This window comes from Pseudoxanthomonas sp. SE1 (assembly GCF_029542205.1).
In the GTDB taxonomy this organism is placed as follows: domain Bacteria; phylum Pseudomonadota; class Gammaproteobacteria; order Xanthomonadales; family Xanthomonadaceae; genus Pseudoxanthomonas_A.
This window is the reverse complement of sequence record NZ_CP113783.1, coordinates 1,190,970-1,216,894: the sequence shown is the minus strand read 5'-3', so window position 1 is coordinate 1,216,894 and position 25,925 is coordinate 1,190,970. Positions and strand designations below refer to the sequence as shown.

The 25,925-nt window shown below is 68.0% G+C and carries 20 protein-coding genes; 12 read left to right on the top strand and 8 right to left on the bottom strand.

Annotation, left to right across the window (positions count from 1 at the left end):
* The first annotated feature begins 9 nt into the window (after positions 1-9).
* The 4 genes from rnhB (at position 10) to OY559_RS05540 (ending at position 5,972) form a co-directional block, all read left to right on the top strand.
* The gene (rnhB, locus tag OY559_RS05555) at positions 10-615 is read left to right on the top strand and encodes a ribonuclease HII (RefSeq protein WP_277729073.1); all 606 of its coding nucleotides are present in this window, start codon (positions 10-12) and stop codon (positions 613-615) included.
* Between the two features lie 143 nt (positions 616-758).
* Positions 759-1,175 (top strand): hypothetical protein, encoded by a 417-nt coding sequence (locus tag OY559_RS05550; RefSeq protein WP_277729072.1) that lies wholly within the window; start codon positions 759-761, stop codon positions 1,173-1,175.
* A 183-nt stretch (positions 1,176-1,358) separates the two neighbouring features.
* Positions 1,359-4,916 carry a DNA polymerase III subunit alpha gene (dnaE, locus tag OY559_RS05545; protein ID WP_277729071.1) on the top strand — a complete coding sequence of 1,186 codons (3,558 nt, stop codon included), beginning with the start codon at positions 1,359-1,361 and terminating at the stop codon, positions 4,914-4,916.
* Positions 4,917-5,012: 96 nt separating this feature from the next.
* Entirely contained in the window at positions 5,013-5,972 is a 960-nt protein-coding gene (locus OY559_RS05540; protein WP_142123798.1) for an acetyl-CoA carboxylase carboxyltransferase subunit alpha, read from the top strand.
* A gap of 71 nt (positions 5,973-6,043) precedes the next feature.
* Here the strand turns inward: OY559_RS05540 and OY559_RS05535 are convergent, their stop codons facing one another.
* Complete coding sequence (locus tag OY559_RS05535) at positions 6,044-8,836, bottom strand: di-heme oxidoredictase family protein (protein WP_277729070.1); 2,793 nt, start codon at positions 8,834-8,836, stop codon at positions 6,044-6,046.
* A 302-nt stretch (positions 8,837-9,138) separates the two neighbouring features.
* On the opposite strand from OY559_RS05535, the gene OY559_RS05530 reads away from it, so the two are divergent.
* Together OY559_RS05530 and OY559_RS05525 are read left to right on the top strand one after the other, a co-directional pair.
* Entirely contained in the window at positions 9,139-9,888 is a 750-nt protein-coding gene (locus tag OY559_RS05530) for a tetratricopeptide repeat protein (protein WP_277729069.1), read from the top strand.
* 63 nt (positions 9,889-9,951) lie between these two features.
* Complete coding sequence (locus tag OY559_RS05525; RefSeq protein ID WP_277729068.1) at positions 9,952-10,191, top strand: hypothetical protein; 240 nt, start codon at positions 9,952-9,954, stop codon at positions 10,189-10,191.
* Positions 10,192-10,206: 15 nt separating this feature from the next.
* Here OY559_RS05525 and OY559_RS05520 read toward each other — a convergent pair whose 3' ends face one another.
* On the bottom strand, positions 10,207-11,154 hold the full coding sequence (locus tag OY559_RS05520) for a GAF domain-containing protein (protein WP_277729067.1): 948 nt from the start codon (positions 11,152-11,154) through the stop codon (positions 10,207-10,209).
* A gap of 129 nt (positions 11,155-11,283) precedes the next feature.
* Between OY559_RS05520 and tilS the strand changes: the two genes are divergently transcribed.
* From tilS to OY559_RS05505, 3 genes are read left to right on the top strand one after another with little or no spacing between them, the layout of a single operon-like run.
* Complete coding sequence (gene tilS / locus OY559_RS05515) at positions 11,284-12,582, top strand: tRNA lysidine(34) synthetase TilS (RefSeq protein ID WP_277729066.1); 1,299 nt, start codon at positions 11,284-11,286, stop codon at positions 12,580-12,582.
* Positions 12,583-12,629: 47 nt separating this feature from the next.
* Positions 12,630-12,896: an exodeoxyribonuclease VII small subunit gene (locus OY559_RS05510; protein WP_277729065.1), complete on the top strand. Its 267-nt coding sequence runs from the start codon at positions 12,630-12,632 to the stop codon at positions 12,894-12,896.
* Positions 12,886-13,764: a polyprenyl synthetase family protein gene (locus OY559_RS05505; protein WP_277729064.1), complete on the top strand. Its 879-nt coding sequence runs from the start codon at positions 12,886-12,888 to the stop codon at positions 13,762-13,764. The genes OY559_RS05510 and OY559_RS05505 overlap by 11 nt, the downstream gene beginning before the upstream one ends.
* A 74-nt stretch (positions 13,765-13,838) precedes the next feature.
* Here the strand turns inward: OY559_RS05505 and OY559_RS05500 are convergent, their stop codons facing one another.
* Positions 13,839-14,219 carry a DUF4870 domain-containing protein gene (locus OY559_RS05500; protein ID WP_277729063.1) on the bottom strand — a complete coding sequence of 127 codons (381 nt, stop codon included), beginning with the start codon at positions 14,217-14,219 and terminating at the stop codon, positions 13,839-13,841.
* Between the two features lie 117 nt (positions 14,220-14,336).
* Positions 14,337-15,710, bottom strand: a complete 1,374-nt coding sequence (gene pmbA / locus OY559_RS05495; protein WP_277729062.1) for a metalloprotease PmbA — start codon at positions 15,708-15,710, stop codon at positions 14,337-14,339.
* A 98-nt stretch (positions 15,711-15,808) separates the two neighbouring features.
* Between pmbA and yjgA the strand changes: the two genes are divergently transcribed.
* A complete protein-coding gene (gene yjgA, locus OY559_RS05490) occupies positions 15,809-16,366 on the top strand; it encodes a ribosome biogenesis factor YjgA (protein WP_277729061.1) in 558 nt (185 codons plus the stop codon).
* A gap of 137 nt (positions 16,367-16,503) precedes the next feature.
* On the opposite strand, the gene tldD is transcribed toward yjgA, so the two are convergent.
* The 4 genes from tldD to OY559_RS05470 all read right to left on the bottom strand — a co-directional run bounded on the left by tldD (position 16,504) and on the right by OY559_RS05470 (position 24,045).
* Positions 16,504-17,952: a metalloprotease TldD gene (tldD, locus tag OY559_RS05485; RefSeq protein WP_277729060.1), complete on the bottom strand. Its 1,449-nt coding sequence runs from the start codon at positions 17,950-17,952 to the stop codon at positions 16,504-16,506.
* Between the two features lie 54 nt (positions 17,953-18,006).
* A complete protein-coding gene (locus tag OY559_RS05480) occupies positions 18,007-21,840 on the bottom strand; it encodes a YhdP family protein (protein ID WP_277729059.1) in 3,834 nt (1,277 codons plus the stop codon).
* Between the two features lie 108 nt (positions 21,841-21,948).
* The gene (gene rng, locus OY559_RS05475) at positions 21,949-23,436 is read right to left on the bottom strand and encodes a ribonuclease G (protein ID WP_277729058.1); all 1,488 of its coding nucleotides are present in this window, start codon (positions 23,434-23,436) and stop codon (positions 21,949-21,951) included.
* 12 nt (positions 23,437-23,448) lie between these two features.
* The gene (locus tag OY559_RS05470; protein WP_277729057.1) at positions 23,449-24,045 is read right to left on the bottom strand and encodes a Maf family protein; all 597 of its coding nucleotides are present in this window, start codon (positions 24,043-24,045) and stop codon (positions 23,449-23,451) included.
* A 160-nt stretch (positions 24,046-24,205) separates the two neighbouring features.
* On the opposite strand from OY559_RS05470, the gene OY559_RS05465 reads away from it, so the two are divergent.
* Both OY559_RS05465 and OY559_RS05460 read left to right on the top strand, forming a co-directional pair.
* Positions 24,206-24,952 carry an SIMPL domain-containing protein gene (locus tag OY559_RS05465; RefSeq protein WP_277729056.1) on the top strand — a complete coding sequence of 249 codons (747 nt, stop codon included), beginning with the start codon at positions 24,206-24,208 and terminating at the stop codon, positions 24,950-24,952.
* A 207-nt stretch (positions 24,953-25,159) separates the two neighbouring features.
* Positions 25,160-25,825: an energy transducer TonB gene (locus OY559_RS05460; RefSeq protein ID WP_277729055.1), complete on the top strand. Its 666-nt coding sequence runs from the start codon at positions 25,160-25,162 to the stop codon at positions 25,823-25,825.
* The last annotated feature ends 100 nt before the right edge of the window (positions 25,826-25,925 follow it).

Here is a 25,925-nt window from a genome sequence, read left to right as displayed (position 1 = left end):
CATCGCGCGATGACCGCAGCCTCGCTGTTCCCGATGCCCGACGTCCGCCTGGTCGCTGGCGTCGATGAAGCTGGCCGCGGACCGCTTGCGGGGCCGGTCGCTGTCGCCGCGGTGATCCTGGACGCGTCACGCCCCATCCCTGGCCTCAACGATTCCAAGCAACTCAGCGAAGCGAAGCGCGAAGCGCTGTTCCCGTTGATCCAGGCGCGTGCGCTCGCGTGGCAGGTGGTATTCGTCGAGCCCGACGAGATCGATCGCCTCAACATCCTGCAGGCGACACTGGAAGGCATGCGTCGCGCCATCGCCGCGCTGCAGCCGCTGCCGGAACTGGTGCGCATCGACGGCAACCGCGCCCCGAAAGGCCTCGATTGCATGGCCGAGACACTCGTCGGCGGCGACGCGATCGAACCCGCCATCATGGCGGCGTCGATCCTGGCGAAGGTGTCGCGCGACCGCCTGATGGTGCAGATGCACGCGGACTTCCCGCAGTACGGCTTCGCGGTGCACAAGGGCTATCCGACGCCCGCGCACCTGCGCGCGCTGGCGGCACATGGGCCGTGTCCCCACCACCGTCACAGCTTCGCTCCGGTGCGGGCCGTTCTCGCGCCACGATAGTCGCGGGTGCGCCGGGCGGCGCATGACCGACGACACCCTGTCCATGGTCACGATGGCTTCCTGCAGACGCGCGCGCATGTGCAGGCAGGCAGCATGGTCACGCGGTTCCGCCCCCCGCCGGAACCGGCCCTACGAGGCTTGCCATGACCCGGTCCACCCCATCCCTGTCTTCCCCTTCCCCACCCTCCACCGCACATGCCATCGACGACGAACGCATGCAGCTGCTGCGCTGCATGCTGGCCGACCGCGACTGGACGCGCGACCCCGTCCTGCGCTCCCGCCTGCAGCAGGCGATGGCCACGCTGGGCGCGCCCACCGCGATCCCGATGGATGAGGCCACCTGGACCCTGATCGCCGACGAGACCGCCGGTTACCTGGATTTCCGCCGGCTGCGCAATCTCGAAGCCCAACTGCGCGGCTGCCCGCGTGATGCGCTGCATTTCACCCGCGCCGACTGGGAAGTCCTGCGCGTAGCCGAAGCAGCGCTGGAGCACCAGCTGCGCCACGTACGCGACAGCAGCTATGCGCCGGAACCGGTGCCGCTGTTCCGCATCCACTGATCCGGTAGTCGTCCGCGCATCCGTACGCGGGCCATCCCACCCGAGCCCTCGGGTTTTCCCCTGAGCCGTCCCCGTGGGCGGCTTCTTTTTCCCTGTCGCGCACATTCCGTCGACCCGGGAAAGTCAAGCCTTGCCCCTCCCCACCGCCGCCGGTACGCTGCCCCGACAGCCTTCCGAGCCGGCATGTCCTCCCGTTTCGTCCACCTGCGCCTGCACACCGAGTTTTCGCTCGCGGATTCGATCATCCGCGTGCCCGAGAAACCGGACCACGCCGATCCGAAGAAAGCCAAGCAGCCCAACCTGCTGAGCCGTGCGGTCGAGCTGGGCATGCCCGCGCTGGCAGTCACCGACCGCAACAACCTGTTTGCTCTGGTGAAGTTCTACAAGGCTGCCGAAGGCGTGGGCATCAAGCCCATCGCCGGCGCCGACGTGATGGTGGCCGACGGCAGCGATGCGCCGTGGCCGGTGACGCTGCTGTGCCGCGACCGCGACGGCTATCTCTCGCTGTCGCGCCTGCTCTCGCGCGCATGGATGGAAGGCCACCGCACCGACGGCGTCGCCATCCATCCGGATTGGCTGCGCGCAGACCACCAGGGCCTGTTCGCCATCATGGGCCGGCAGAGCATGGCGGGGCGCCTGGCGCAAGGAGGGCGCCATGACCTGGCCGAGCAGCACCTGGCCGACTGGCAGCGCAGCTTCGGCGACGACCTGCATCTGGAACTGACCCGCACGCAGCGCGACGGCGAAGAAGCCTTCAATGCGTTCGCGCTGCATGCCGCCGGTGCGCGCGGCCTGCCCGTGATCGCGAGCAACGACGTGCGCTTCCTGTCACCGGACGGGTTCGAGGCACACGAGGCACGGGTGTGCATTTCCTCCGGCCGCGTCCTGGACGACCCCAAGCGTCCCCGCGACTACAGTGCCGAGCAATACATGAAGTCGGGCGAACAGATGGCCGCACTGTTCGCCGATGTGCCGGATGCCATCGACAACACGCTGGCGCTGGCGCAGCGCTGCAACATCGAGATGCGGCTGGGCACATACTTCCTGCCCGCCTATCCGGTGCCCGACGACGAGACCCTGGACAGCTGGATCCGCAGCCAGTCGCACGATGGGCTGAAGGCGCGCTTGGAGAAGAATCCGCTGGCGCCCGGCCACACGCGCCAGGATTACGAGCAGCGGCTGGATTTCGAGCTGGACACCATCTGCAAGATGGGGTTCCCCGGCTACTTCCTGATCGTGGCCGACTTCATCCAGTGGGGAAAGAACAACGGCATCCCGATCGGCCCGGGCCGTGGCTCCGGTGCCGGCTCGCTGGTGGCGTGGGCGCTGCAGATCACCGACCTGGACCCGTTGCCGTACGGCCTGCTGTTCGAGCGCTTCCTCAATCCGGAACGCGTGTCGATGCCCGACTTCGACATCGACTTCTGCATGGACCGGCGCGACGAAGTGATCGACTACGTCGCACGCAAGTACGGCCGCGACCGGGTCAGCCAGATCATCACCTACGGCACGATGGCGGCCAAGGCGGTGGTGCGCGACGCCGGCCGCGTGCTCGGCTTTCCGTACGGCCTAGTCGACGGCGTCGCCAAGCTGATCCCGAACATCCTGGGCGTGTCGCTGAAGGATGCGATGGGCGAAGGCAGCAGCGAGGCGGCCTCGCAGGAGCTGATCGACCGCTACCGCGACGAAGACGACGTACGCGACCTGATCGACCTCGCGCGCCAGCTGGAAGACCTTACCCGCAACGCCGGCAAGCACGCAGGCGGCGTGGTGATCGCGCCGTCGCCGCTGTCGGACTTCTGCCCACTGTTCGCCGAACACGACGAGGACGGCCGCGGCAAGAATCCGGTCACGCAGTTCGACAAGGACGACGTGGAAGCGGTCGGCCTGGTGAAGTTCGACTTCCTGGGCCTGCGCACGCTGACGATCATCGACTGGGCGGTGAAGGCGATCAACCAGCGGCACGCGCGCGCCGGCCTGCCGCCTGTCGACATCACCACGATCCCGCTGGACGACGCCAGCGTGTATCGCGACGTGTTCGCCAATGGCAACACCGGCTCGGTGTTCCAGTTCGAATCCACGGGCATGCGCCGCGCACTGAAGGAAGCCAAGCCCGATCGCTTCGAGGACCTGATCGCGCTGAACGCGCTGTACCGCCCCGGCCCGATGGACATGATCCCGTCGTTCGTCGAGCGCAAGCACGGCCGCGAGGAGTTCGAGTACCCCGACCCGCGCACGCGGACCATGCTGGAAGAGACCTACGGCATCATGGTCTACCAGGAGCAGGTCATGCAGATGGCGCAGATCGTCGGCGGCTACTCGCTGGGCGGCGCCGACCTGTTGCGCCGGGCGATGGGCAAGAAGGTGCCGGCCGAAATGGCCAAGCACCGCGAGATCTTCCGCGAGGGTGCCGCGAAGGGCGGTGTCGACGAGCGCAAGGCCGACGAAATCTTCGACCTGATGGAGAAGTTCGCCGGTTACGGCTTCAACAAGTCGCACGCCGCCGCGTACTCGCTGGTCGCCTACCAGACCGCGTGGCTGAAGAAGCACTATCCCGCCGAATTCATGGCGGCCACGCTGTCGTCCGACATGGACAAGACCGACAAGGTGGTCGGCTTCCTCGACGAAGCGCGCGGACTTGGCCTGACCGTGCTGCCGCCGGACGTCAACCATTCCGATTTCATGTTCGTCGCCACCGACGCCCGCACGGTCCGCTATGGCTTGGGCGCGGTGAAGGGCGTCGGGCAGGGCGTGTGCGAGAGCATCGTCGAGGCGCGCCGCGACGGCGGGACGTTCCGCGACCTGCTGGATTTCTGCAAACGCGTCGATTCCTCGAAGCTCAACAAGCGCGCGCTGGAAGCACTGATCAACGCCGGCGCGCTGGACGCACTGGGCCGCAACCGTGCGTCGCTGGCGCTGCAGTTGCCGGAAGTCCTGAAGGCCATCGACCAGATCAGCAAGAACCGCAGTGCCGGCATCGTCGACATGTTCGGCTCCAGCAGCGGCGGTGACGACATCCACGTCGACCTGCCCGAAACCGACGAATGGCCGCTGACCCAGTTGCTGCACGGTGAGCGCGAGACGCTGGGACATTATCTCAGCGGCCATCCGATGGATCCTTATCGCGAAGACCTGCGCTCACTGGTCGGCAACGACCTGGGCAACCTGGACGCCATCTGGGCCAACCAGTCGCCGGGCGAGAAGAAAGGCTGGCGGCCCGAAGTGTCCTGCGTGATCGCGGGCCAGGTGGTCGGAGTGCGGCGCAAGGGGGACAGCCAGGTCTTCGTGCAGGTGGAGGACGGGTGCGGGCGCATCGAATGCAGTGCGTTCTCCGATGCGCTGGCCGAGTTCGGCCCCCTGCTGACGCGTGATCGCGTCCTCGTCATCAAGGGCGGCCTGCGCGAGGACGAGTTCAGCGGCGGCTACAGCCTGCGCATCCGCCAGGTGTGGGACTACACCCAGCTCTGTCAGCAGCACGCGCAACGCCTGCAACTGCGCCTGGACCTGCGCGTGCCCGGCCTGTGGCAGCGCGTCGATGCGCTGCTTTCACGACACCGGCCCGGCGGCACGCCGTTGCGGCTGGACCTGCTGATGGCCGCGGGCACGTCCGCCATCGCCGGCATGCTGGACCTCAACGGCCAGAAGGCCGTGCGCGTGGACACGGAGCTGCTGGACGCGTTGCGCGCCCTGCCCGGCGTGCGCACGGCCAAGCCCGCATTCCATCGGCCCTGGACCCACTGATACAGCGCGTGCGCCGCATCACGGCCCTACACCCCCGTACGTGACCGTCCGGACGCTTCGGCTACACTTTCCCCCTTTCCGGCCCCTGGCCCGCAGATGAATCCGAACTACCTCGATTTCGAACAGCCCATCGCCGATCTGGAAGCCAAGATCCAGGACCTGCGTACCGCCAGCACCGGCCCGGCGGTGAATGTCGATGCCGAGGTGCACGCGCTGCAGGACAAGCTGCGCATCCGCACCGCGCAGATCTTCCGCGACCTGTCTCCGTGGCAGGTTTCGCAGCTGGCCCGCCACCCGGCGCGCCCGTACACGCTGGACTACATCAAGGTGTTCTGCGACGAGTTCCAGGAACTCGCCGGCGACCGCGCGTTCGCGGACGATTCCGCCATCGTCGGCGGGCTGGGCCGCATCGACGGCCGCAGCGTGATGATCATCGGCCACCAGAAGGGTCGCGACACCAAGAGCAAGATCGCACGCAACTTCGGCATGCCGCGCCCCGAGGGCTATCGCAAGGCGCTGCGCCTGATGAAGATGGCCGAGCGCTTCAAGCTGCCGCTGCTGACCTTCATCGACACCCCCGGCGCCTATCCCGGCGTGGGCGCGGAAGAGCGCGGCCAGTCCGAGGCCATCGCGCGCAACCTGATGGAAATGGCCGAACTGAAGATCCCGATCATCTGCACGGTGATCGGCGAAGGCGGCAGCGGCGGCGCACTGGCGATCGGCGTGGGCGACCGCACGCTGATGCTGGAATACGGCACCTATTCGGTGATCTCGCCGGAAGGCTGCGCCTCGATCCTGTGGAAGGACGCCGCCAAGGCGAAGGACGCCGCCGAACAGCTGGGCCTGACCGCCAAGCGCCTGCATGGGCTCGGCCTGGTCGACAAGGTCGTGCGCGAGCCCATCGGCGGCGCGCACCGCAACCCACGCCAGATGGCGGTGCGGTTGAAGGCCGTGCTGCTCAACGAACTGGATGCGCTGGAGCAGTTGCCGGTCGAACAACTGCTGCAGAAGCGTTACGAGCGCCTGCGCGGCTACGGCGCGTACGAAGCCGCCTGAGGCGGCACGCTTGGCCTACCAGCAAAGCGCCGGCTTGTCCGGCGCTTTTCTATGCGTGCAGCCTGGCTGGTTCACAGCGACCTGAGGAACTCCACCAGCGCGCGACGGTCCTCGGCATTCATCGCCTCGAAGCGCTGCTTCGCCGCCGCGCCCTGCCCGCCGTGCCAAAGCACGGCTTCTTCCAGCGTCGCTGCGCGGCCGTCGTGCAGGTAGCGGACATTCGGATCGATCGTGGCTGCCAGGCCGAGGCCCCATAGCGGTGCCGTGCGCCATTCGCGTGCGGTGGCGCGGCCTTCGACATAGGTGTCGGCGAGCCCGGGGCCCATGTCGTGCAACAGCAGATCGCTGTACGGGCGGATGGTCTGGTAACGCAGTTCGGCGAACCGGTGATGGCCCGTGCGCAATTCCGGCGTATGGCAAGTGCTGCAACGGGCGGCTTCGAACAGTTGTGCGCCGCGCTTGACGCGCAATTGCCGGGCGCGTGCCTGTGCATCCTGCTCCTGCGGGTTGTCGAAGTCCCGTTTCGGAGGCACGCCCAGCAGGCTCAGGTAGAGCGTGGTCTGGTGGATGTCGGCTGCGGTCAGCTTCGCACTGCCGCTGTTGACCTGTGCGCAGGCCGTGCCCTCGCTGCCACGCGCGCATTCCAGCGACGACATCAGCGGCGAAGTGACGCCCATGTCGGTGTTGAACGCCAGCGAGGTCTGCTGTTCCAGCGTGGCGGCAGCGGCCTTCCAGCCGAAGCGGCCCACGCGACTGACACCGGCGTCACGTGGATCGGCCACGATCTGCAGCCGGCCGGCCACGCCGTCGGGATCGCCCTGTTGCGCCAGCGCCAGACGTTCGAGTTGCTGTTCGGGCACTGCTTCCAGCAGGCCCAGCCCTGTCAGCGAGGGCGCCACGCGTACCGACAAGGCGCTGGGCAACGCCAGCGGCTGGCCAGCACGGTCGCGCAGGGCGTAGTTCGGCCGGCGCAGCACATAGCCGGTGCCATCGCCGTACTGGCCTGGCAGTTGCGTGTAGCCGGTGAGCACCAGTTCGGCTTCGCGCCCGTCCACGTTGGCTCCTGCCTCGCGATAGGTGCCCTGCTGCAGGCGCTGGCCGAAGCGCGTATCCGGCGCCTGCGTGCCTGCGCCGGCCACGCCGACGAACACGCCCAGCCGGTCCAAGGGCGCACCGACCACGGGCGAACTGCGTCCATTGCCCGCATGACAGTCCACGCAGCGCGTCTGCGAGAAGCGCGGGGCGGTCTTGCCGGCATGCGCGGCGAACACCGTGTTGCTTTCCTCCGAGTGGCGGCCGCTCGCGAACGAGGTATGGATCAGCCGGCGCCCTTCGGCCCATGGCTGCATGTTGTAGCCGGCGATGTTGTGCGAGGCCTGCTGCAGCATCCGGAACGGCTCGCTGGAGGTATCCTCGTGCAGCGTCATCCACGGCCCGGCGCTGAGTGCTTCCGCCGGCATGGCCAGCGAGTCCAGCGGACGTTGCACGCCGTAGCCGGGCCCACGGAACCAGGACACGATGCCGTGCGATCCCGCGCGGTAGACGAGCGCCTCGGCGTAGTAGTTGAAGCGACCGATGAGATCCGGATTGCCCGCCAGGAAGATGCCCAGCTCGAACTCCACCAGGTCGCCCTTGCGCAAGGGCCGGTGGGCGTCGTTGGCGGCCGTGCGGATCTCTTTGACCAGCACGAAGGCATTGCCCGGCGTGCCGGCCGGCGGGGTGTAGTTGGCGTTGGGATCCTGCCCGAGTTGCGCGTAGTTCGCGATCGGCGTCTGCGCCGCGATGCCGCCGGGCAACAGCTTCATGCCGCCGTTGTCGGCATAGAGCGCGACCGAAGTGGGTTCCAGCGGATCCTCGCTGCGGCGGCCGATGTAGCCGTGGCGGAAATTGGTGCCGTACCAGTAGTGCTGCGGCCTGACGACGATGGTCAGGATGCGCTGCTCACCGGACGTGCCGGGCACCGCATCGTCGTGGATCACGATCTCGTGCGTGCGCCGTTCGAAGTACTGGGGCGGGAAGACCTGGTAGCTGTCATCGACGATGGGCTCGCGCGCGTGGCGGTCGCGCACGCGTCCGCCGACGTGGGTGACCAGCGTGCCGTCGTCCTGCGTGTAGTGCACGGGCGCCACATCATCCGGCCACAGCAAGGGCTGGTAACTCGCAGAAGGCGGTACTGGCCGCGGTGGTGGGATCAGCGGCTGCGATCCGTTCTGCCGCACCGGTTGAGGCTCGCCGGCGCCGAGGTGGAATTGCTGCGCGGTCACGGCGGCGCAGGCTACCTGCTCGACAGACGCACCGGCCATCGTCGACGCACCCACGATGCCCAGGCACTTGCCGCTGTTGACGTTGACGATGCGATAGCGGTCGCTGGCGTCGACGCGCTGCAGGCGGAAGCGCTGCGCGCCGCTGCCGTTGTCGTCCCATTGCTGCACGATGACATGGTCGGCGCCCGAGCCCGCGGGAATGTCCGCTGACTTCTGCGTGTGCAGGTTGCGCAGGCGGTACTGGCCGGCCGTCGTCTCGGCGATGTCGAAGAACTGCCGGTGCAGCGTGCCCTCGCAGGCGGACTGCACCAGCGGCGCTCCGTTGGCGGTACTGCCTTCGCGGATCTCGATGCACAACCCGCTCAGCACGCTGGCGATGCGGTAGCGGCCCGGCGGCACAGGATCGACATTGATGTTCCGGGGTGGCGCGGCCTGCGCCTCGGCGGCAACGGCCGCAGCTTGCTGGTCCAGCGCCTGACCGGGCGGGGATCCCGGAGTGGGTCGTGCGGTGCTCCAGAAAGGGGCATCACGCGCTTCACCGGGCTGTGCGGAGCAAGCCGCCAGCGACATCGAGGCCAATACGACGAGTGACGCCAGCACTCGGCGATGCAGGAAGACTGCAGGACAGGGGCGATGCATCGGGATACCGATTCCTTGGGGACGCGTGGGGAACGTCGGCGGCGCCACGGCCTCTCTCCCCGAGATGCGGTGGCACGCCATCCAATGGCGGGACGCGGCATGGTCGCAGAGGCATGTCCATGCCGCTGTGACCGATGCCGCACAACCCGCGGGTCCGCACGCGGGCGGAGGCGGTCAACCTCAACCGCTCCCTGCCACCCGCTGGCGCCGGCCACGTGGATGACGGATGCTTGACGCTCCGCCGACGGCGCCGCGCTACCCGCATGAGTCCACTCCTCCTGCTCTCCTTCGCCCTCCAGATCGTCTGCTGCGTGCACGTGGTGCGCACCGGGAGACCGCTCTACTGGGTCTTCATCCTGCTCGTGTTCTCGTTCATCGCGGTGATCGTGTACTTCATCGCCGAGATCCTGCCGGACCTGCGGCACAACCCCTCGGCGCGCCGAACGGTGCGCAACGTGCGCAACCGGATCGATCCCGAGCGCGACCGCCGCGACGCAGCCAGGCTGCTGAAGGCCGCGGACACGCCGGAGAACCGTCGCCGACTGGCGGAAGAAAGCCTGCGCAGCGGCGACTACACGCACGCCGCCGAACTGTACGAGCAGGCACTCAAAGGCCTGTATGCCACCGAGCCGGACCTGATGCTGGGACTGGCGAAGGCGCAGTTCGGCATGGGCGAGGCGCAGAAGGCGCGCGATACGCTGGATGCGCTGATCGCAGCCAATCCGGGTTTCCGGTCCGCTGACGGCCACCTGCTGTATGCGCGCGCCGTGGAGGACACCGCCGATGCGGCCGCCGCCATCCACGAGTACGAAGCCGTGGTGCAGGGCTATCCCGGCGAGGAAGCCCGCGCCCGCTTCGGCCTGCTGCTGAAGCGGCACGGGGAGCAGGTGCGCGCACGCGAGGTGTTCCAGGAAATCCTCGACCGATCCGACGCGGCGCCACGCTACTACCGCCGCGAGCAACAGGACTGGATCGCCGTGGCCAAGCGCGAACTCGCGACGCTCCAGGACTAGCCCGGCCCGCATCAGGCGACGGACGGTTGATCGCGATCAATGCCAAGGGACGGTGGACACGCGATGATGCATGCAGCGATCGGCGCATCGCCGATCCACGCGCAGGAGGTGGCCATGGACCTGCTTTCGTTACCCTGGTGGCTGCTGCCCACCGTGCTTTTCGCGTTACCCGTGCTGGTGGCGCTGGCGGTGAACCGCTGGCACTTCCACCGCACCGGCGTCAGCCAGCATCTCGTGCTGGGCCTGTTCGTGGGTGCCTGCTGGATCGCCGCGCTCATCGTCATCCTGCAGCAACTCCGATGAGCATCCGGCATCCGCTCAAGCTGCGTCGCGACGATACGCAAGCGCGTCCTTCTGCAGGCTGAGGTCTTCCTCCGCGCGCAGGTAGACGTGCAACAACGCCTCGTCGGCCGAAGAAGCCGACGCCGTGCCCACCAGCAACTCCATCCCGTGTCGCTGCCGCGCGGCCTGTGCGGCCTTGCGCAGCGCTTCGATCCTCGTCTCCGTGCTGCCTCCCTTCAGCAGGACGACGAACTCGGCGCTGTCGGTCACGCGACTGACATGGTCGCCAAGGTCGTGGCGAACGCAGGCGTCGAAGAGGGATGCGAGTTCCTGCAGGGTCCTTTCCAGCGTGCGCTCACCCAGCCGGCGAGCCGCCTCGGACATGCCCTGTGCTTCCACGATCGCCACGCACCACGGCTCGCCTCGTGCGACGGACGCCTCCTCGCTGCCGTCCTGCAGCGCCACGACCGCCTGGCTTTCGTGATGCATGCGATGGGCATCCAGCAGTGCGACAGTGATCCGTGCCAGCGCCCGCAACGAAGCCTTCTGCTGGTTGCTCAGGCGGCGGGGGTGGGTGTCCACCACGCATACCGTGCCCAATGCCTCGCCCGTGCCGGCCACCAGCGGCATACCGGCGTAGAACCTGGCCTTGACATCGCCGGTGACGATGGGAAAACCGGCGAAGCGCTGGTCTTCGCTCAAGTCGGATATCTCGAGCAGTTCGTCCGGTTGCCGGATGGCGTGGTCGCACACTGCGGTGTCGCGGGTGGTTTCATGGTCATCCAGGCCGATGCGCGCCTTGAACCACTGCCGGTCGCGGTCGATCAGCGACACCACCGCGATGGGCGTGCCGCAGATCATGGCAGCCAGCCCCACCAGGTCGTCATAGGCCGTGACGGGCAAGGTGTCCACGGCGTGATAGCGATCCAGCGCATGCTGGCGTTGACGTTCGTTGTCGCGGGTGCCTGTGGAAGCAGGATTCACGGCGGCTCCTCGTGTGCATGCATGCACATGGTCGAGGTGCGCCGGTTCAGATCCCGTCAACGACAGCGAAAACCGCAACACCCATCACATTGTGCTGCAAGCTGCGCGCATCGCCGCTAGCATGCGTGCATGGATGCCGCGCCATCACCCCTGCTCCTGTTGCCCGCACGTGCCGACAACCGCGTATGGGTCGCGTTGAGTGGCGGACTGGATTCCACGGCATTGCTGCACCGGCTGGCCTACGACGCATCGCATCGTCGCAACGGGCTTGCGGCAATCCACGTTCACCATGGCCTGCAGTTGGACGCCGATGTGTGGGCGGCGCACTGTTCGGCCCTGTGCGCCGCGCTGGACGTACCGCTGCAGGTGCGGCATGTACAGGTGGATACCACGCGCGGCGAGGGAACCGAAGCCGCCGCACGACGCGCGCGTCAGCAGGTGTTCGCCTCTGTCATGGATGCCGGCGACATCCTCGCCACGGCGCATCACCGCCACGACCAGGCGGAAACCTTCCTGTTGCGCGCACTGCGTGCCTCAGGTCCCGATGGACTGGCGGCCATGCGGCCATGGCGCGCGTTTGGTCCGGGATGGCAATGGCGTCCGCTGCTGGAAACACCGCGCGAGGCGCTGCTGGAGTATGCCGGGAGATTCGCGCTGGAATGGATCGAGGATCCCAGCAACGCGCACACCGACTTCGACCGCAACTTCCTGCGCCACGAGATCCTTCCCCTGCTACGGCAGCGCTGGCCGCACGCGGACGCGGCCTTCGCACGCAGCGCGATGCTCAGCGCGGAAACCGTCGAACTGCTGGAGCCGCTGGACGGGCAGCTCCTGGCGTCCGCCGCCACGGCGGATCCCGCCGCCTTGAATGTCGCGCCGCTGCGCGCAGCCGGCCCCGCGCAGCGTGCACGCACGCTTCGACGCTGGATCGAAACGCTTTCCCTGCCGCCACTCCCGGCCGAGGGCGTGGCGCAGATCCAGGCGCACCTGCTGGCGTCACGGGCGGACGCGCAGGCCGAATTCGCCTGGCAGGGCGCGGTCGTGCGGCGCTGGCGTGGCCTGCTTCATGCCGAACGGCAGCGCCCCGCCCTGCCGGTGCACTGGCAGACCCCGTGGGACGGAATGGCGCCGATCCTGTTGCCCGATGGCGGCACGCTGTCGCTGGAGGGCCCGCACCACGGCTTCGGGCCACCGCTGCGGCTGACGGCGCGCCAGGGCGGCGAACGCATCGCGCTGCCGGGCCGTTCGCACCAGCATGCGCTGAAGGACGTGTTGCAGTCGCTCGGCATTCCTCCGTGGGAACGCCGGCATCTTCCGCTCATCTGGCAGGGCGACCGCCTGTGGGCGGCGGGCGATGTGGCGCTGTCGGCGGAATGCGATGTCTGGCTGCGCGCGCAAGGCACCCGCCTCGTCTGGCAACGCGGCTGAATCGGCGTCGCGTTGACCTGACCGCCACCGATCCCCACACTTGTGGCATGGCAAAGAAAACTTCCCCCGACGCTTCGCCCGTCGCCCACTTCGAGCAGTCGCTGGACGAACTCGAACAACTGGTCGAGAAGATGGAACACGGCGACCTGAGCCTGGAAGCATCGCTCGCGGCCTACGAGCGCGGCGTGGGCCTGTACCGGCAATGCCAGGCGGCGCTCGAACAGGCCGAACTGCGCGTGCGGTTGTTGAGTGATCCGGAACAGCCCGGGGACGGCGAAGCATTCGCCCCCGCTCCCGCCCCCGATGGCCGCTGATCCCCGCTTCGCCGCGTGGGCGGCGGGCCTGGAGACCCATCTCGACCGCGTGCTGCCAGCAGCCGATGCGGCGCCTCAGCGCCTGCACGCCGCCATGCGCCATGCCGTGCTCGGGGGCGGCAAGCGCATGCGGGCCTTGCTCGTCTACGCCAGCGGCACGCTGCTGCAGGCGGATGAAGCCACGCTGCATGCGCCCGCCGCCGCAGTCGAACTGATCCACGCCTATTCACTGGTGCATGACGACCTGCCGGCGATGGACGACGACGATCTGCGTCGTGGCAAGCCGACGGTGCACATCGCCTTCGACGAAGCCACCGCCATCCTGGCCGGCGATGCCCTGCAGACGCTGGCGTTCGAGCACCTGGCGTGCGCCGATGCACCCGCCCTGCTGCGCGTGGACTGGCTGGCCACGCTGTCGCGTGCGTCCGGTGCCGCCGGCATGTGCGGCGGGCAGGCACTGGACATCGACGCCACCGGTACGCAGCAGACGCTGGACGCGCTCCAGCGCATGCACGCACTGAAGACCGGCGCGCTGATCCGCGCCGCCGTGCGGATGGGCGCGCAGGCCGGTGGCGCCGACACGGGCACGCTCGCGCGCCTGGATGATTTCGCCACCGCGCTGGGGCTGGCGTTCCAGGTGCGCGACGACATCCTCGACATCGAAGCCAGTTCCGAGCAACTGGGCAAGACCGCCGGCAAGGATGTGGCGCAGGCCAAGTCGACCTATCCCGCACTGCTGGGCATGGACGGTGCGAAGGCCAAGCTGGAAGAACTGGCTGCCGCGATGCGCGATGCGCTGGTGGGCCATGACGCGCGTGCCGATGCGCTGCACGCACTCGGCGAAATGGCGGTCCGTCGCGTGCATTGACCCGCCGGGCCTGCCGGCGCTCAAAGAAAAAAGCCCGGCATTGCCGGGCTTTTCCATGTAACGGTACGCGCGCTTTACTTGATCAGGCGCAGCGCGAACGGGTAGCGATACGCTTCGCCGTTGTTGGCCTTCACGCCACCGATGATCGACAGCACCAGCGCGGCGATACCGATCAGCGGCATCAGCAGCAGGCCGATCAGGACGAACGCCAGGATCCACGAAATCACGAACGCGATGAACACCGTGATCTGGAAGTTCAGCGCTTCCTTGGACTGGTCGGTAACGAAGCCCTTGGAGGCGTCATCCTTGCTGATCAGCCAGATGATCAGCGCGCCGATCGGCCCGGTGACGATGCCCAGCAGGTGGGACAGCAGCGCCATGGTGCGCTGGTCCTGCGGTGCGTCGCCTGCGGCCGGCGGCGGAGGCGGTGCGGTGACGTTGTCGAATTCGCTCATCTGGTGGATCCCCGGTTGGTGAGGTGGGCGGTCGAGCGCTGCGAACCCCCGCAGCACTCCGCATGCCAAGCATAACGGGTAACGGTGTCGCCGTAGGCCACTCGTCGCCGGCCGGTGTCATTCGCCCGCCACGGTCATCCGGCCGACCAGGATCGACCCGACGCCGACATGGGACCGGCGGTCCACATCGCGTCCCACGGCCTCGATGCCGGCGAAGATGGCCTTGAGATTGCCGGCGATGGTGATGCCGTCGACCGGGTACGCGAGCGCGCCGTTCTCCACCCAGAAGCCTGCCGCGCCGCGCGAATAGTCGCCCGTCACCGCATTCACCCCCTGCCCCATCAGCTCGGTGACCAGCAGGCCGGTGCGCATGCCGGCGAGCAGGTCGTCGAAATCTCCCGCGTTCGCCTTCACCTGCAGGTTGTGCACGCCGCCGGCATTGCCGGTGGTCTGCAAGCCCAGTTTGCGCGCCGAGTAACTGCCCAGCACGTAGCGCTCAAGCACGCCATCGCGGATCAGGTGCGAACGCTTCGTCGCCACGCCCTCGGCATCGAATGCTGCCGAGCGCAGGCCATGCGGCAGCAGCGGCAGTTCCTCGATAGCGAACCAGTCGGGAAAGATCCGCTGGCCCACATGATCGAGCAGGAAACTCGCGCGCCGGTACAGTGCGCCGCCGGAAACGGCGCCCAGCAGGTGGCCGATCAGCGAACGCGCGACCTCGGCCGAGAACAGCACGGGGTATTCGCCGGTCGCCAGCGAGCGCGGCTGCAGGCGCGCCACGGTCCGCGCGGCGGCCTTGCGGCCGATGGCCGACGGATCCTCGAGTTCCAGGTGCGACAGCGCCGTGCTGTACCAGCCATCCCGTTGCATCCCATCGCCCTGCCCCGCGATCAGCGCGCAGCCGATGGTGTGCTGCGTATCGCGCTCGCGGCCGATGAAGCCGTGCGAATTCGCGTAGACGGACAGACTTTCGCCGCTTCCGATGGATGCGCCGTCGGAGTTCTCGATGCGCGCGTCCGCCTCGCGCCCGGCCGCTTCGCAGGCCAACGCCAGATCCACGGCACGGTCCATGTCGAGCGCCCAGGGATGCCAGACGTCGAGGTCGGGGAACGCGCCATCCGCCTGTGGACGCGCCATCAGCGCGGCATCGGCAAGGCCGGCCGCTTCGTCGTCCTCGGTGTAGCGGGCGATGGCGCAGGCCTGTGCGACCGTGGCTTCCAGGCTCTCCTCGCGCAGGTCGGCCGTGCTCGCACTGCCCTTGCGCTGACCGAAGTAGACCGTCACGCCGATGCCGCGGTCACGGGTGGACTCCACGGTTTCCACATCGCCCAGGCGGACGCTGACGTTGAGCCCGGTTTCTTCGCTGCAGCTCACCTCTGCCTGGGTGGCGCCCTGCGCCCTGGCACGTTCGAGAAGACGCTGCGACAGCACCTCCAGGCGTTCCAGGCGGGCCAGGCTGTCGTCGGCGGAAGTCAGGGCGGTGGCGTTCAATGCTTTATCCTTGTGTCCTGTGATCCGCGCCCGGGCGCCGGATCGGTATTGGATCAGGCTTCCACGCGATGCGGCGGAAGCGAAAGAGAGGCTCCACGATGCGCGGACGCGACCCCGAAACCGGCGAATTCCTCGGCCCCAGCCGCACCCAGCAACGGGGCGAGGCGCTGGAGATCCGCAGCCTTGCCGAGAAGCTGGTGGCGCTGCCGTCCGCGCAACTGGCGCGCCTGCCGATTCCCGAAGACCTGATGCCGCACATCGTCGAGACGCAGCGCATCACCTCGCATATCGCGCACAAGCGCCAACTGCAGTTCCTCGCCAAGCAGATGCGGCGCGAGGACGACGAAGTGCTGGAAGCGATCCGCGATGCGATGGACGAGGGTGGCGAGGCCGCGCGCCGCGAGACGGCGTTGCTGCATCGCGCGGAACAGTGGCGAGACCGCCTGCTGTCCGGTGGCGACGAGGCGTTGGCGGACCTGCTGGACGAGTTCCCCACGGCCGACCGGCAGAAGCTTCGGCAACTTGTACGCAATGCCAACGACGAACGCGCGAAGAACAAGCCGCCGCGCGCGTTCCGCGAACTGTTCCGCGAAGTGCGCGAGCTGCTGGCCGACGCCAGCGCTGCGCAGGACGGCAACGAAGACGACGCGCTCTAGCCCCTCTCCCCTCGGGAGAGGGGTTGGGGTGAGGGTACGGCGAAGTCCGTATGACGTGAGCATCAAGGACTTCGCCGTACCCTCATCCGCCCTGCGAGCACCTTCTCCCGAAGGGAGAAGGACATGCGCCCACCGGTTCACGCCTTCGTCCCACCCACCGTCAACCCTTCGATCAGCAATGACGGCTGGCCCACGCCCACCGGCACGCTCTGGCCATCCTTTCCGCAGACGCCGACACCCTGGTCCAGCGCCAGGTCGTGGCCGACCATCTTCACCTTCTGCATGGTTTCCGGCCCGTTGCCGATCAACGTGGCGCCCTTGACCGGCGCCGTGATGCGGCCATCCTCGATCAGATAGGCCTCGGTGGCGGAGAACACATATTTGCCACTGGTGATGTCGACCTGGCCGCCGCCGAAGTTGACCGCATACAGGCCCTTCTTCACCGAACGGATCATGTCTTCCGGGTCGTCCTGCCCGGCCCGCATGTAGGTGTTGGTCATGCGCGGCATCGGCAGGTGTGCGAACGATTCGCGCCGGCCGTTGCCGGTGGGCGCCACGCCCATCAGGCGTGCGTTGTGGGTGTCCTGCATGTAACCCACCAGCACACCGTCCTCGATCAGCGTGGTGCAGTTCGTCGGCGTGCCTTCGTCATCGATGTTCAGCGAGCCGCGACGGCCCGGCAGCGTGCCGTCGTCGACGATGGTGACGCCCTTCGATGCGACCTGCTGGCCGATGCGGCCCGCGTAGACGCTGGTGCCCTTGCGGTTGAAGTCGCCTTCCAGTCCATGCCCGACCGCTTCGTGCAGCAGCACGCCCGGCCAGCCGCTGCCCAGCACCACCGGCATCACGCCGGCGGGCGCGTCGATGGCATCCAGGTTCACCAGTGCCTGTCGCAATGCCTCGCGCGCGAGGTCTTCCGGCTTGCCGTCGGCAAACAGTTCTGCATAACCGTAACGCCCGCCCATGCCGGCGTAGCCGGATTCGCGGCGTCCGTTCTGCTCGACGATCACCTGCACGTTCAAGCGCACCAGCGGACGCACGTCGGACGCCAGCACGCCGTCGCTGCGCGCGACCAGCACGGTGTCGATGCCGCCGGACAGGCTGACGGTGACCTGCTGCACGCGCGGGTCGGCGGCGCGCAGGAAACGGTCCACCGCACGCAATGCCTCGACCTTCGCATCATTGCCCATCGCATCGATGGGATCATCGCCGGCATACAGCGCGCGGCCGCCACTGCGCACCAGCGTGCGTGGTGAATGCGCAGCGCCATCGCGCGCGATCGCGCGCGCGGACTTCGCCGCATCCAGCAGGGCCGGTGCGTTGATGTCATCGGAGTAGGCGAAGCCGGTCTTTTCGCCCGAGATCGCGCGCACCCCGACGCCCTGTTCGATGGAATGCGCGCCGTCCTTGACGATGCCGTCCTCGACGGTCCAGCTCTCGCGGCGGGCATGCTGGAAATACAGGTCGCCGAAATCGATGCCCGGCCCCAGCAGGGTGCCGAAGGCGCGATCCAGGCCGGACGGGTCCAGGCCTGCGGGCAGAAGGAGACGGGTTTCGGCGAGCGTGATCGGCAGGGTCATGGTCATCACAATGGGGACGAAAAGCGCTGCCGGCAAGGACGCCCTCGCCGATCGGCGGGTTCAGGGAGCGCCGGCGCTGTCGGTACGGTCGTTGCTTCGGACGCGCGACTGCTCGCGCCCCACCACTTCGACCTTGGGCGATTTCCACGGGCCGGTGACGCGGTAGGTCTTGGCGCCCATTTCCGCCAGCGGCTTCTTCAGCACGGCGTTGGCCACCGCACCCACGGCGGCGCCGATGGGCCCGCCCGCCACCGCGCCCACGGCGGTGAGCACGTTGGCGGATTTCGGCTTCACGTCCACGGTCTGGTCGAACCGTTCGGCCCGCAGGTCGGTGTCGCCGCGGATCAGGATCTCGGCGGCGGGGCCGTCGATCAGCAGGTTGTCGCTGCGCGCCATGCCGCCGGTGAGGCGGATGTCGCCGTCGACGCGGTTGAACGCAAAGCCCTTGGAGAAGAAGTCGCTGAAATCGAGCATCAGGCGGCGACGTACTTCCGCCACGCTCAACAGGCCCAGCACGCGGCCCGCGCCCGGCTCGACTTCAAGCAGGTGCCCATCGCGCGCGGCAAGCTTCACGCTGCCTTCCAGCGCGGCCAACTGGAAGCCCGCCGGACTGCCCGGCCAGCCGGCCTCGGCGGTGATCTGCCCATGGCCTCCGCGCACACGGTCGCCCAGGCCCAGATCGTCGAGCAGTTCGCCGAAGTTCTCGCTCTTCACGTCCACGGCAAAGTGCGTCCGCGCCGCGGCACCGGTACCGGTCCACTGACCGCGCACATCGATCTGCTGCCCCGGTGAGCGCAACTGCAACGGGTCGACATGCATGCCATCCGCCTGTTGCTGCGTCCGCAGCTTGGCGGCGCCCAGGCGCGCATCACCGAAGCGCAGATCGTCGATATCGAGCGACAGTGGAGGAATCGCAGCAGGGTCGATGTCGTCCGTGGCGGCGCGCATGTCCGGATCAGCGCGCGCCACGCTTCCCGCACTCGCCTTGCGCCAATGGACGCGAGCGAGCTTGCCGGCAATCGGCACACCCTTGGCATCCGGCACCAGCAGCGCGCCGGACAGGGCCTCACCATCCAGCGAGACCGCGAGCGCCTGTTGCGCGGGGGCGAGCTGCAGGCGCGTATCGGGGAAGGAGGCGCCGATCATGAGCAACCGCTCCGCGGTCACGTCGATATGGCGCAGGGGCAGGCTGTCGCTTCCACCACTGCCGCCGCGCGCCACCGCCACCCACTCCATCGCATCCAGCGTACCGGTATGTCCGGTGGCCACCAGCCCGGACGGAGGAGGCGCATCCTTCACCTCGTTGCTGCCCAGCACCACGCGCACACCGGTCCGGCCATTGCTTGCGCGCGCGCGCAGCGCGAGCACCTTGCCGAAGGCCACGTCGATCTGTCCGCTGCCCATCGGCAACGGCGCACGCACGGTTGTCGCCAGCGGCATGGCGGCAGACTTGCGCAGTGGCGCCGGCAGGGTCATGGCCGTACCCACCAGGTCCGAAGTCAGATCGAGCTGCGTCGGTGCAGCCGTCTTGCCTGCCGCCACGCGCGGGATCCTGACGCCCACCGTCCATTGCGAACGCCCGTCCATGTAAGGCTTCAGCCATGCCATCTCGGGCGCGCGGTCCAGCAGGCGGTCGGCTTCGACCATCGCGGACAGGTCGGCTTCGAACGCCTGCGTGCGGTCGCGCGTGCCACTGCCTGCACGCAGGCCCAGCACACCGGCCTGCCCGTCGTGCACGACCTGCAGCGGACCCGAGGCGAACCCGCCATCGTCGTAGCGCGCCTTGCCACGCACGTCATCGAACACGAGATCCCAGCGTTTCTCGGCCAGCTGCGCACCTTTCAGGTCCACCGTGCCGGCCAGCTTCTTGCGCGACTGCTCACCCGCGTGCAGCGGTTGCAGCAGGTCGAACGTCGCCGCCACCGGGCCCTTGGCCTGCAGATGGTCGAGCGTGTCGCCGTAGGTCTTGTGCAGCGGACTCTGCCGCAGCAGCGCGAGCAGCTTGCCCGCATCGGTCTCGGTGCGCGCGATGATCTTCAGGTCGGCATCGCGGAAATCGGCGATGCCGGCCTGGAACGCCGGAATCGTCACACCCGCCAGCGCCCCTCGCCCCTGCAGCTGGAATCCGTTGCCGATGAAGGCGATCCCGGCATCGACCTGGTCCAGCTGCGGCCACTCGGGCTGGAACTTGAACTGGCCATCGGCGATGTGGGCGACCGCTTCGAACCTGCCGTTCTGATGGAGGAACGGCCAGTCGTCGAGATCGCCACTGACGATCGCGCGACCTTCCCGCACCGTGCCTCCCACCAGCGCGGCATTGAGCCAGTCCACTGCGGTCTTGGGCATCTTGTGGTGGATCCAGAATCCTTTCGCCACCGGCACCGGCGCATCCGCCAGGTCCGCCGCGATGTCGATCCACGGTCGCGTGCCATCGCCCTGGAACCACATGCCGCCACGCACGTCGGCAGCGTAGTCGGTCCCCTGCACGTGCAACGCCGAAGTCCCGACGCGCCAGCCCGTGCCTTCGCGCCAACCCACCACGTCGCCTTCCAGGCGTACGTCGTGCACCACTTCGAACCCGCTCGGCCAGTCGAAGCGCATGGTCGCGTCCGGATCCAGCTGCAGACGGAACCCTGCATCGTCGCCATCGAAATCCCCCGCCAATCCGCGGATGCCGGGAGCATCGCCCACCGGGCGGAACGCGATGTCGCGCAGCTGCCCTTCCACGCGCACCGGGCCGTTCCTGCGCCCCGCCAGCGTCAGCCGCGCGAGACGTGCGCCAGGCCTTGCCTGCACCAGCCAGCGCCGCATGCCGGGATCGACCTTGTCGCTCAGCCCGAGCACCGCGAACAAGGGCGCCGCGTCCACCTGGTCCGCCAGCAACGCGTAACGCTCGCCGCCGGCCAGTACCAGGCCATCCAGCGTCTGCACCGCAGGCGCCGTGCCCACCCGCAGGCGCGGAGCGTCGAATCGCCAGCCACCGGCCACCAGACGCCAACGCATGCGCCCTTGCATCTGTTCGAAATCGATGCGCGTCGGTGCGGCCGATGCAGGCAGCGGCGCGCCGCGCAGCCCCACCTGGCGCAGGTTGGCATCCGCCGTCACCATCACCACGCGATGCCGGCGCAGTTCCGTCCAGGCCTGCACGCGTCCATTGCCACGCTCGGCCACCACGCCGGCGTAACGCAGCAATGGCGACCAGGCTCCGATATCGTCTGCGGCCACGTCGAGATAGGCACGGCCATCGCCGGCCTTGCGATCGAAGTCCACCACCACGTTCAGTGGCGCCGCATCCTTGCGTATCCACGCGCGCGTGCCTGCGCGCACGCGGTCGCCCTGCACGCGCAGGCGCAGGTCGATTTCGGGCAGCCGGACATCCCATCCCAGCGACGGCGCGATGATCGCAAGCCGTCCGTCGATGACCTGCAGTTCACCCAGGCCTTCAAGGCTCTTCAGCGGATCCTCGGTGGATTGCTGCTGTCCGGGCAGGCCCCGTACCGACCAGCGTCCGTCGTCCTCCCGCTGCAGCGTCAGCGCCAGGCCGCGCAGGCGCAACTCGGTGAAGGAGCGCCCCGGCAGCAGTCCGCCGTACATCGACACCAGCACTTCTGCCTGGCCGATGCGCACGCCGGCATCGCCTTCACCCAGGCGCAGCCCATCGAGCTGCAACAGCGGTCCGCGGCGCGTCCATTGGGTCTTCACCGCATCGAAGGCGACGGGCCGGCCGGCGCGCTCGCTCAGCCATGCCGCGATACGATCGGGATGCCGCTCCGCCAACGGCAGGACCTGGCTGGCGATGCCGAGCACCACGGCCATGCACACCAGCACCACCGCGATGCCATAGACGGCACTGCGGCGAGCCAGGCGCAGGCGGCGGCGCAGCGGGGTGGGCATCAGCGCGCTGTGCTCGCTGCGGGACGTGATTCGTCGTGAGTGACTGGCGAGGGCACGAGTCGCGCTTCGCCTCTGCGAATCATCCCCCACGAATCACGAATCACGGCTTCACAGCAACACGACATCGAACTGCTCCTGCAGGTACTGCTCGTCCGCCTGGAAACGGATCGACTTGCCGAGGAATTCCTCCAGTTCCGCCACCGCCGACGATTCCTCATCGGTGATGCGGGCAACGACCTTCGGCGAGGCGATCACCAGGAGACGCGCGGCCTCGAACTGGCGCACCGCACGGGTGATCTCCCGGAAGATCTCGTAGGTGACGGTTTCGGCGGTCTTGATGGCGCCACGCCCGCTGCATTCCGGGCAGGGCTCGGACAACTGGCGCGCGAGGCTCTCCACGGTGCGCTTGCGCGTCATCTCCACCAGGCCCAGCGGCGAGAATTCGTACACCGTGGTCCTGGCATGGTCCTTGGCCAGCGACTTCTCAAGCGTGCGCAGCACCTGGCGGCGATGCTCGGGATCGTCCATGTCGATGAAGTCGATGATGATGATGCCGCCCAGGTTGCGCAGCCGCAGCTGGCGCGCGACGGCCTGCGCGGCTTCGAGGTTGGTACGGTAGACGGTCTCTTCCAGGTTGCGCTGGCCAAGGAACGAGCCCGTGTTGACGTCGACCGTGGTCATCGCCTCGGTCTGGTCGATCACCAGGTAGCCGCCGGACTTCAGCGGCACCTGCTTGTCCAGCGCGCGGCCGATTTCGTCTTCGACGCCGTACAGGTCGAAGATCGGGCGCTCGCCGGTATACAGCTCGATGCGCTCCGCGAGCACCGGCATGTACTTGGCGACGAAGGCCTGCAGGCGCTCGTAGGTCTCGCGCGAATCCACCTTCACCTTCTCCACGTCCTTGCGGATCAGGTCGCGCACGGCACGCAGCGGCAGGCTCAGGTCTTCGTACAGGATGCTGCACGGCGGCAACTCACGGCCGCGCTTCTCGACGATGTTCCAGACGCGCGACAGATACGCCAGGTCCTCGGCCAGGGCTTCCGCCGGCTGGCCCTCCGCATTGGTGCGGATGATGTACCCGTGGCCACCATGCTGGGCGGCGAGATCGGTCACCACCTGCTTCAGGCGATGGCGCTCGGCATCGTCCTCGATACGCGCGGATACGCCGATCACCTTGGACTGGGGTAGCAGGACCAGGTAGCGCGACGGAATGCTGATCTGCGTGGTGAGCCGCGCGCCCTTGCTGCCGATGGGATCCTTCACCACCTGCACGACGATGTCCTGCCCGTCGCGCAGCAGATCCATGATCGGTGCCGGCGGCGGCGCGGGCAGCGGGGCGTCCTCGCCATCCACCACTGCGCCAGGCGAGGAGCGCACGATGTCGTTGGCATGCAGGAACGCCGCACGGTCCAGGCCGACCTCGACGAAGGCCGCCTGCATGCCGGGCATCACCCGCTGCACTTTGCCCTTGTAGATGTTGCCGACCACACCCCGGCGCCAGCCGCGCTCGATGTGCAGTTCCTGCAGCATGCCGTTTTCGATCACCGCGACGCGCGTTTCGCGCGGGGTGACGTTGACCAGGATTTCTTCCGACATGCTTTCCTTCCCTCAGGCTGACGCGATGGCGACAGGCGCCGATGGATGGATGTCGAACTCGCGCAACAGCTTCGCGGTTTCGTGGAGCGGCAGGCCCATCACCGCCGAGTAGCTGCCGGCCAGGCGGGTGACGAACTGTTCGGCGCGCCCCTGGATCCCGTAGGCACCCGCCTTGCCCATGGCTTCGCCGCTGGCCAGGTAGGCCGCGATGTCGTCTTCGTCCAGTTCGGCGAAACTCACGTCGGTGACGACGAGCGCCTGTGCTTCGCGCGCGGCGCTGACCACCGAGACCGCGGACACGGCCTGGTGCGTGCGGCCCGACAGCCGGCGCAGCATGGCGGCGGCATCGGCGGCATCCAGGGGCTTGCCGAAGACCTCATCGTCCAGGATCACCTCGGTGTCGGCGCCCAGCACCACGGCACCGGGCGAGCCCATGACCTTCAACAGGCCGGCGCCCGCCTTCTCGCGGGCGACCCGGCGCACGTACTCCGTGGCGGGTTCGCCGGGCTGGCGGTGTTCGGGGATGTCGAGGTCGATGCGGCCGAACGAGAGCCCCAGGCGGGTCAGCAGTTCGGCGCGGCGGGGGGATTGGGAAGCCAGGTAGAGCATCCCGGAAGAATAACCCGCGGCGCCTGACTGAATGACCGCTGATGACGGCCGGGACGGCGTAACCCTGCGCCGCATCACGGCCCGTTCATGTCATCGTGAACACCCTTGCGCGTCGACGACGACCGGGTGTCCGCCACCCGAATCACGAAAAGGAGATCCCATGCGTCTGCCCCTGCTTCGCCCGCTGCTGCTCGCCATCACCCTGTCACTGGGAACCACTGCCGCCATGACCACTTCCGCCCAGACTGCGCCGGCCTATGCCATCCCGGCCGACGGCACGCTGCTCAACGTCTCCGCGCAGGCCGAAGCCTCCCGCGTTCCCGACATCGCCACGCTCTCCGCCGGCGTTGTCACCCAGGCCGTCGATGGCAACACCGCCATGCGCCAGAACAGCGAGCAGATGGCCAAGGTCGTGGCTGCGATCAAGGCCGCCGGGATCGCCGACAAGGATGTACAGACCAGCGGCATCAGTCTCAATCCGCAGTACCGCTACGCCGAGAACGAAGCACCGAAGATCACCGGCTACCAGGCCAACAACACCGTCAGCATCAAGGTCCGCGACATCGCCAAACTGGGCAAGGTGCTGGACGCCCTGGCCGGTGTGGGCGCGAACCAGATCAATGGCCCCAGCTTCGAGATCGACAATCCGGAGCCGGTCTACGACGAGGCGCGCCTGGCCGCGCTGAAGAAAGCCCAGGCCCGTGCTGAAACCTATGCCAAGTCGCTGGGCCTGAAGGTGCGCCGCATCGTCAGCATCTCCGAGGGCAACGGCGGCTTCCGCCCGATGCCGATGATGGCGATGGCCAAGGCGGACTCCTTCGAGCGCGCCGGTGCAGCGCCCCCGGTCTCGCCGGGCGAAACCACTGTCTCGATCAACCTGGACGTGGTGTTCGAACTGGGCAAGTAAGTCCTTGCCTGCTCCCGACGACGGCGCCCTGCGGGGCGCCGTTTTCGTTGGATGACCGGATGACCGGACTACGCCGAAGGTCGAAGACCCACCCCTCTTGCATGCGCCATCCGCCGGAGTACAGTCTGGACGTGCGGCGCCGGGACGTTGCAACCCCACTCCTCGCGACCGAGCGTTGTTCCGTTCACAGCCCTCAGGAGGTGGATCATGGTTCGCGCATTACCCCACGGTTCCGACACCCGCATAGAATTCGGCCGCGTCGCGGCCATCGCTGCCGCCATCGCGGTCCATGCCGTCGCCCTGCTCATGCTGCTGATGCCGATGGCGGCGCCGACCATAACGGCAGCCATCGAGCCGAAGCCCGTTGTCCGCTGGATCGAAAAGGAAGAGACCACGCCCGTGGTTGTCCCGATCGTGGAGGAGAAGCGGGTCACGAAGCCGGTTGAGCCGCGACCGGTCACGACCCCGAGGCCTGCCACTATCACTCCGTCGGTCGAGACGCCTGTCATCGTCGATGGCGGCAGTGAAGCCGTGATCGAAACCTCCGTGGCCGACACAACCGAGGTCTCCGGCCCGACGGTCGGCCAGGGTCCTCTCGCCTCCGCCACACTGGAGTACGTCCGCGCGTCCTCTCCGCGCTATCCGATCAGCGAGCTGCGCAGCGGCGTGCAGGGCACCGTGGTCCTGCGCGTGCTGGTGGATGTGGATGGCACACCCCTCGACGTGACCATCGAGAGCAGCAGCGGCAACCGCAATCTGGACAGGTCGGCCCTCCAGCACGTGCTGAAGACCTGGCGCTTCAAGCCCGCCATGCGGAACGGGCAGGCGGTGCAGGCCTACGGGCTGGTGCCGATCGCCTTCAGCCTGCAGTGATGCGGAGGACATGAACGAAGAAGCCCGCCGAAAAGGCGGGCTTCTGTTTTCCGTAGGAGCGATGTGAGTCGCGACCGCAGACCGTCCGATCTCGATCTGT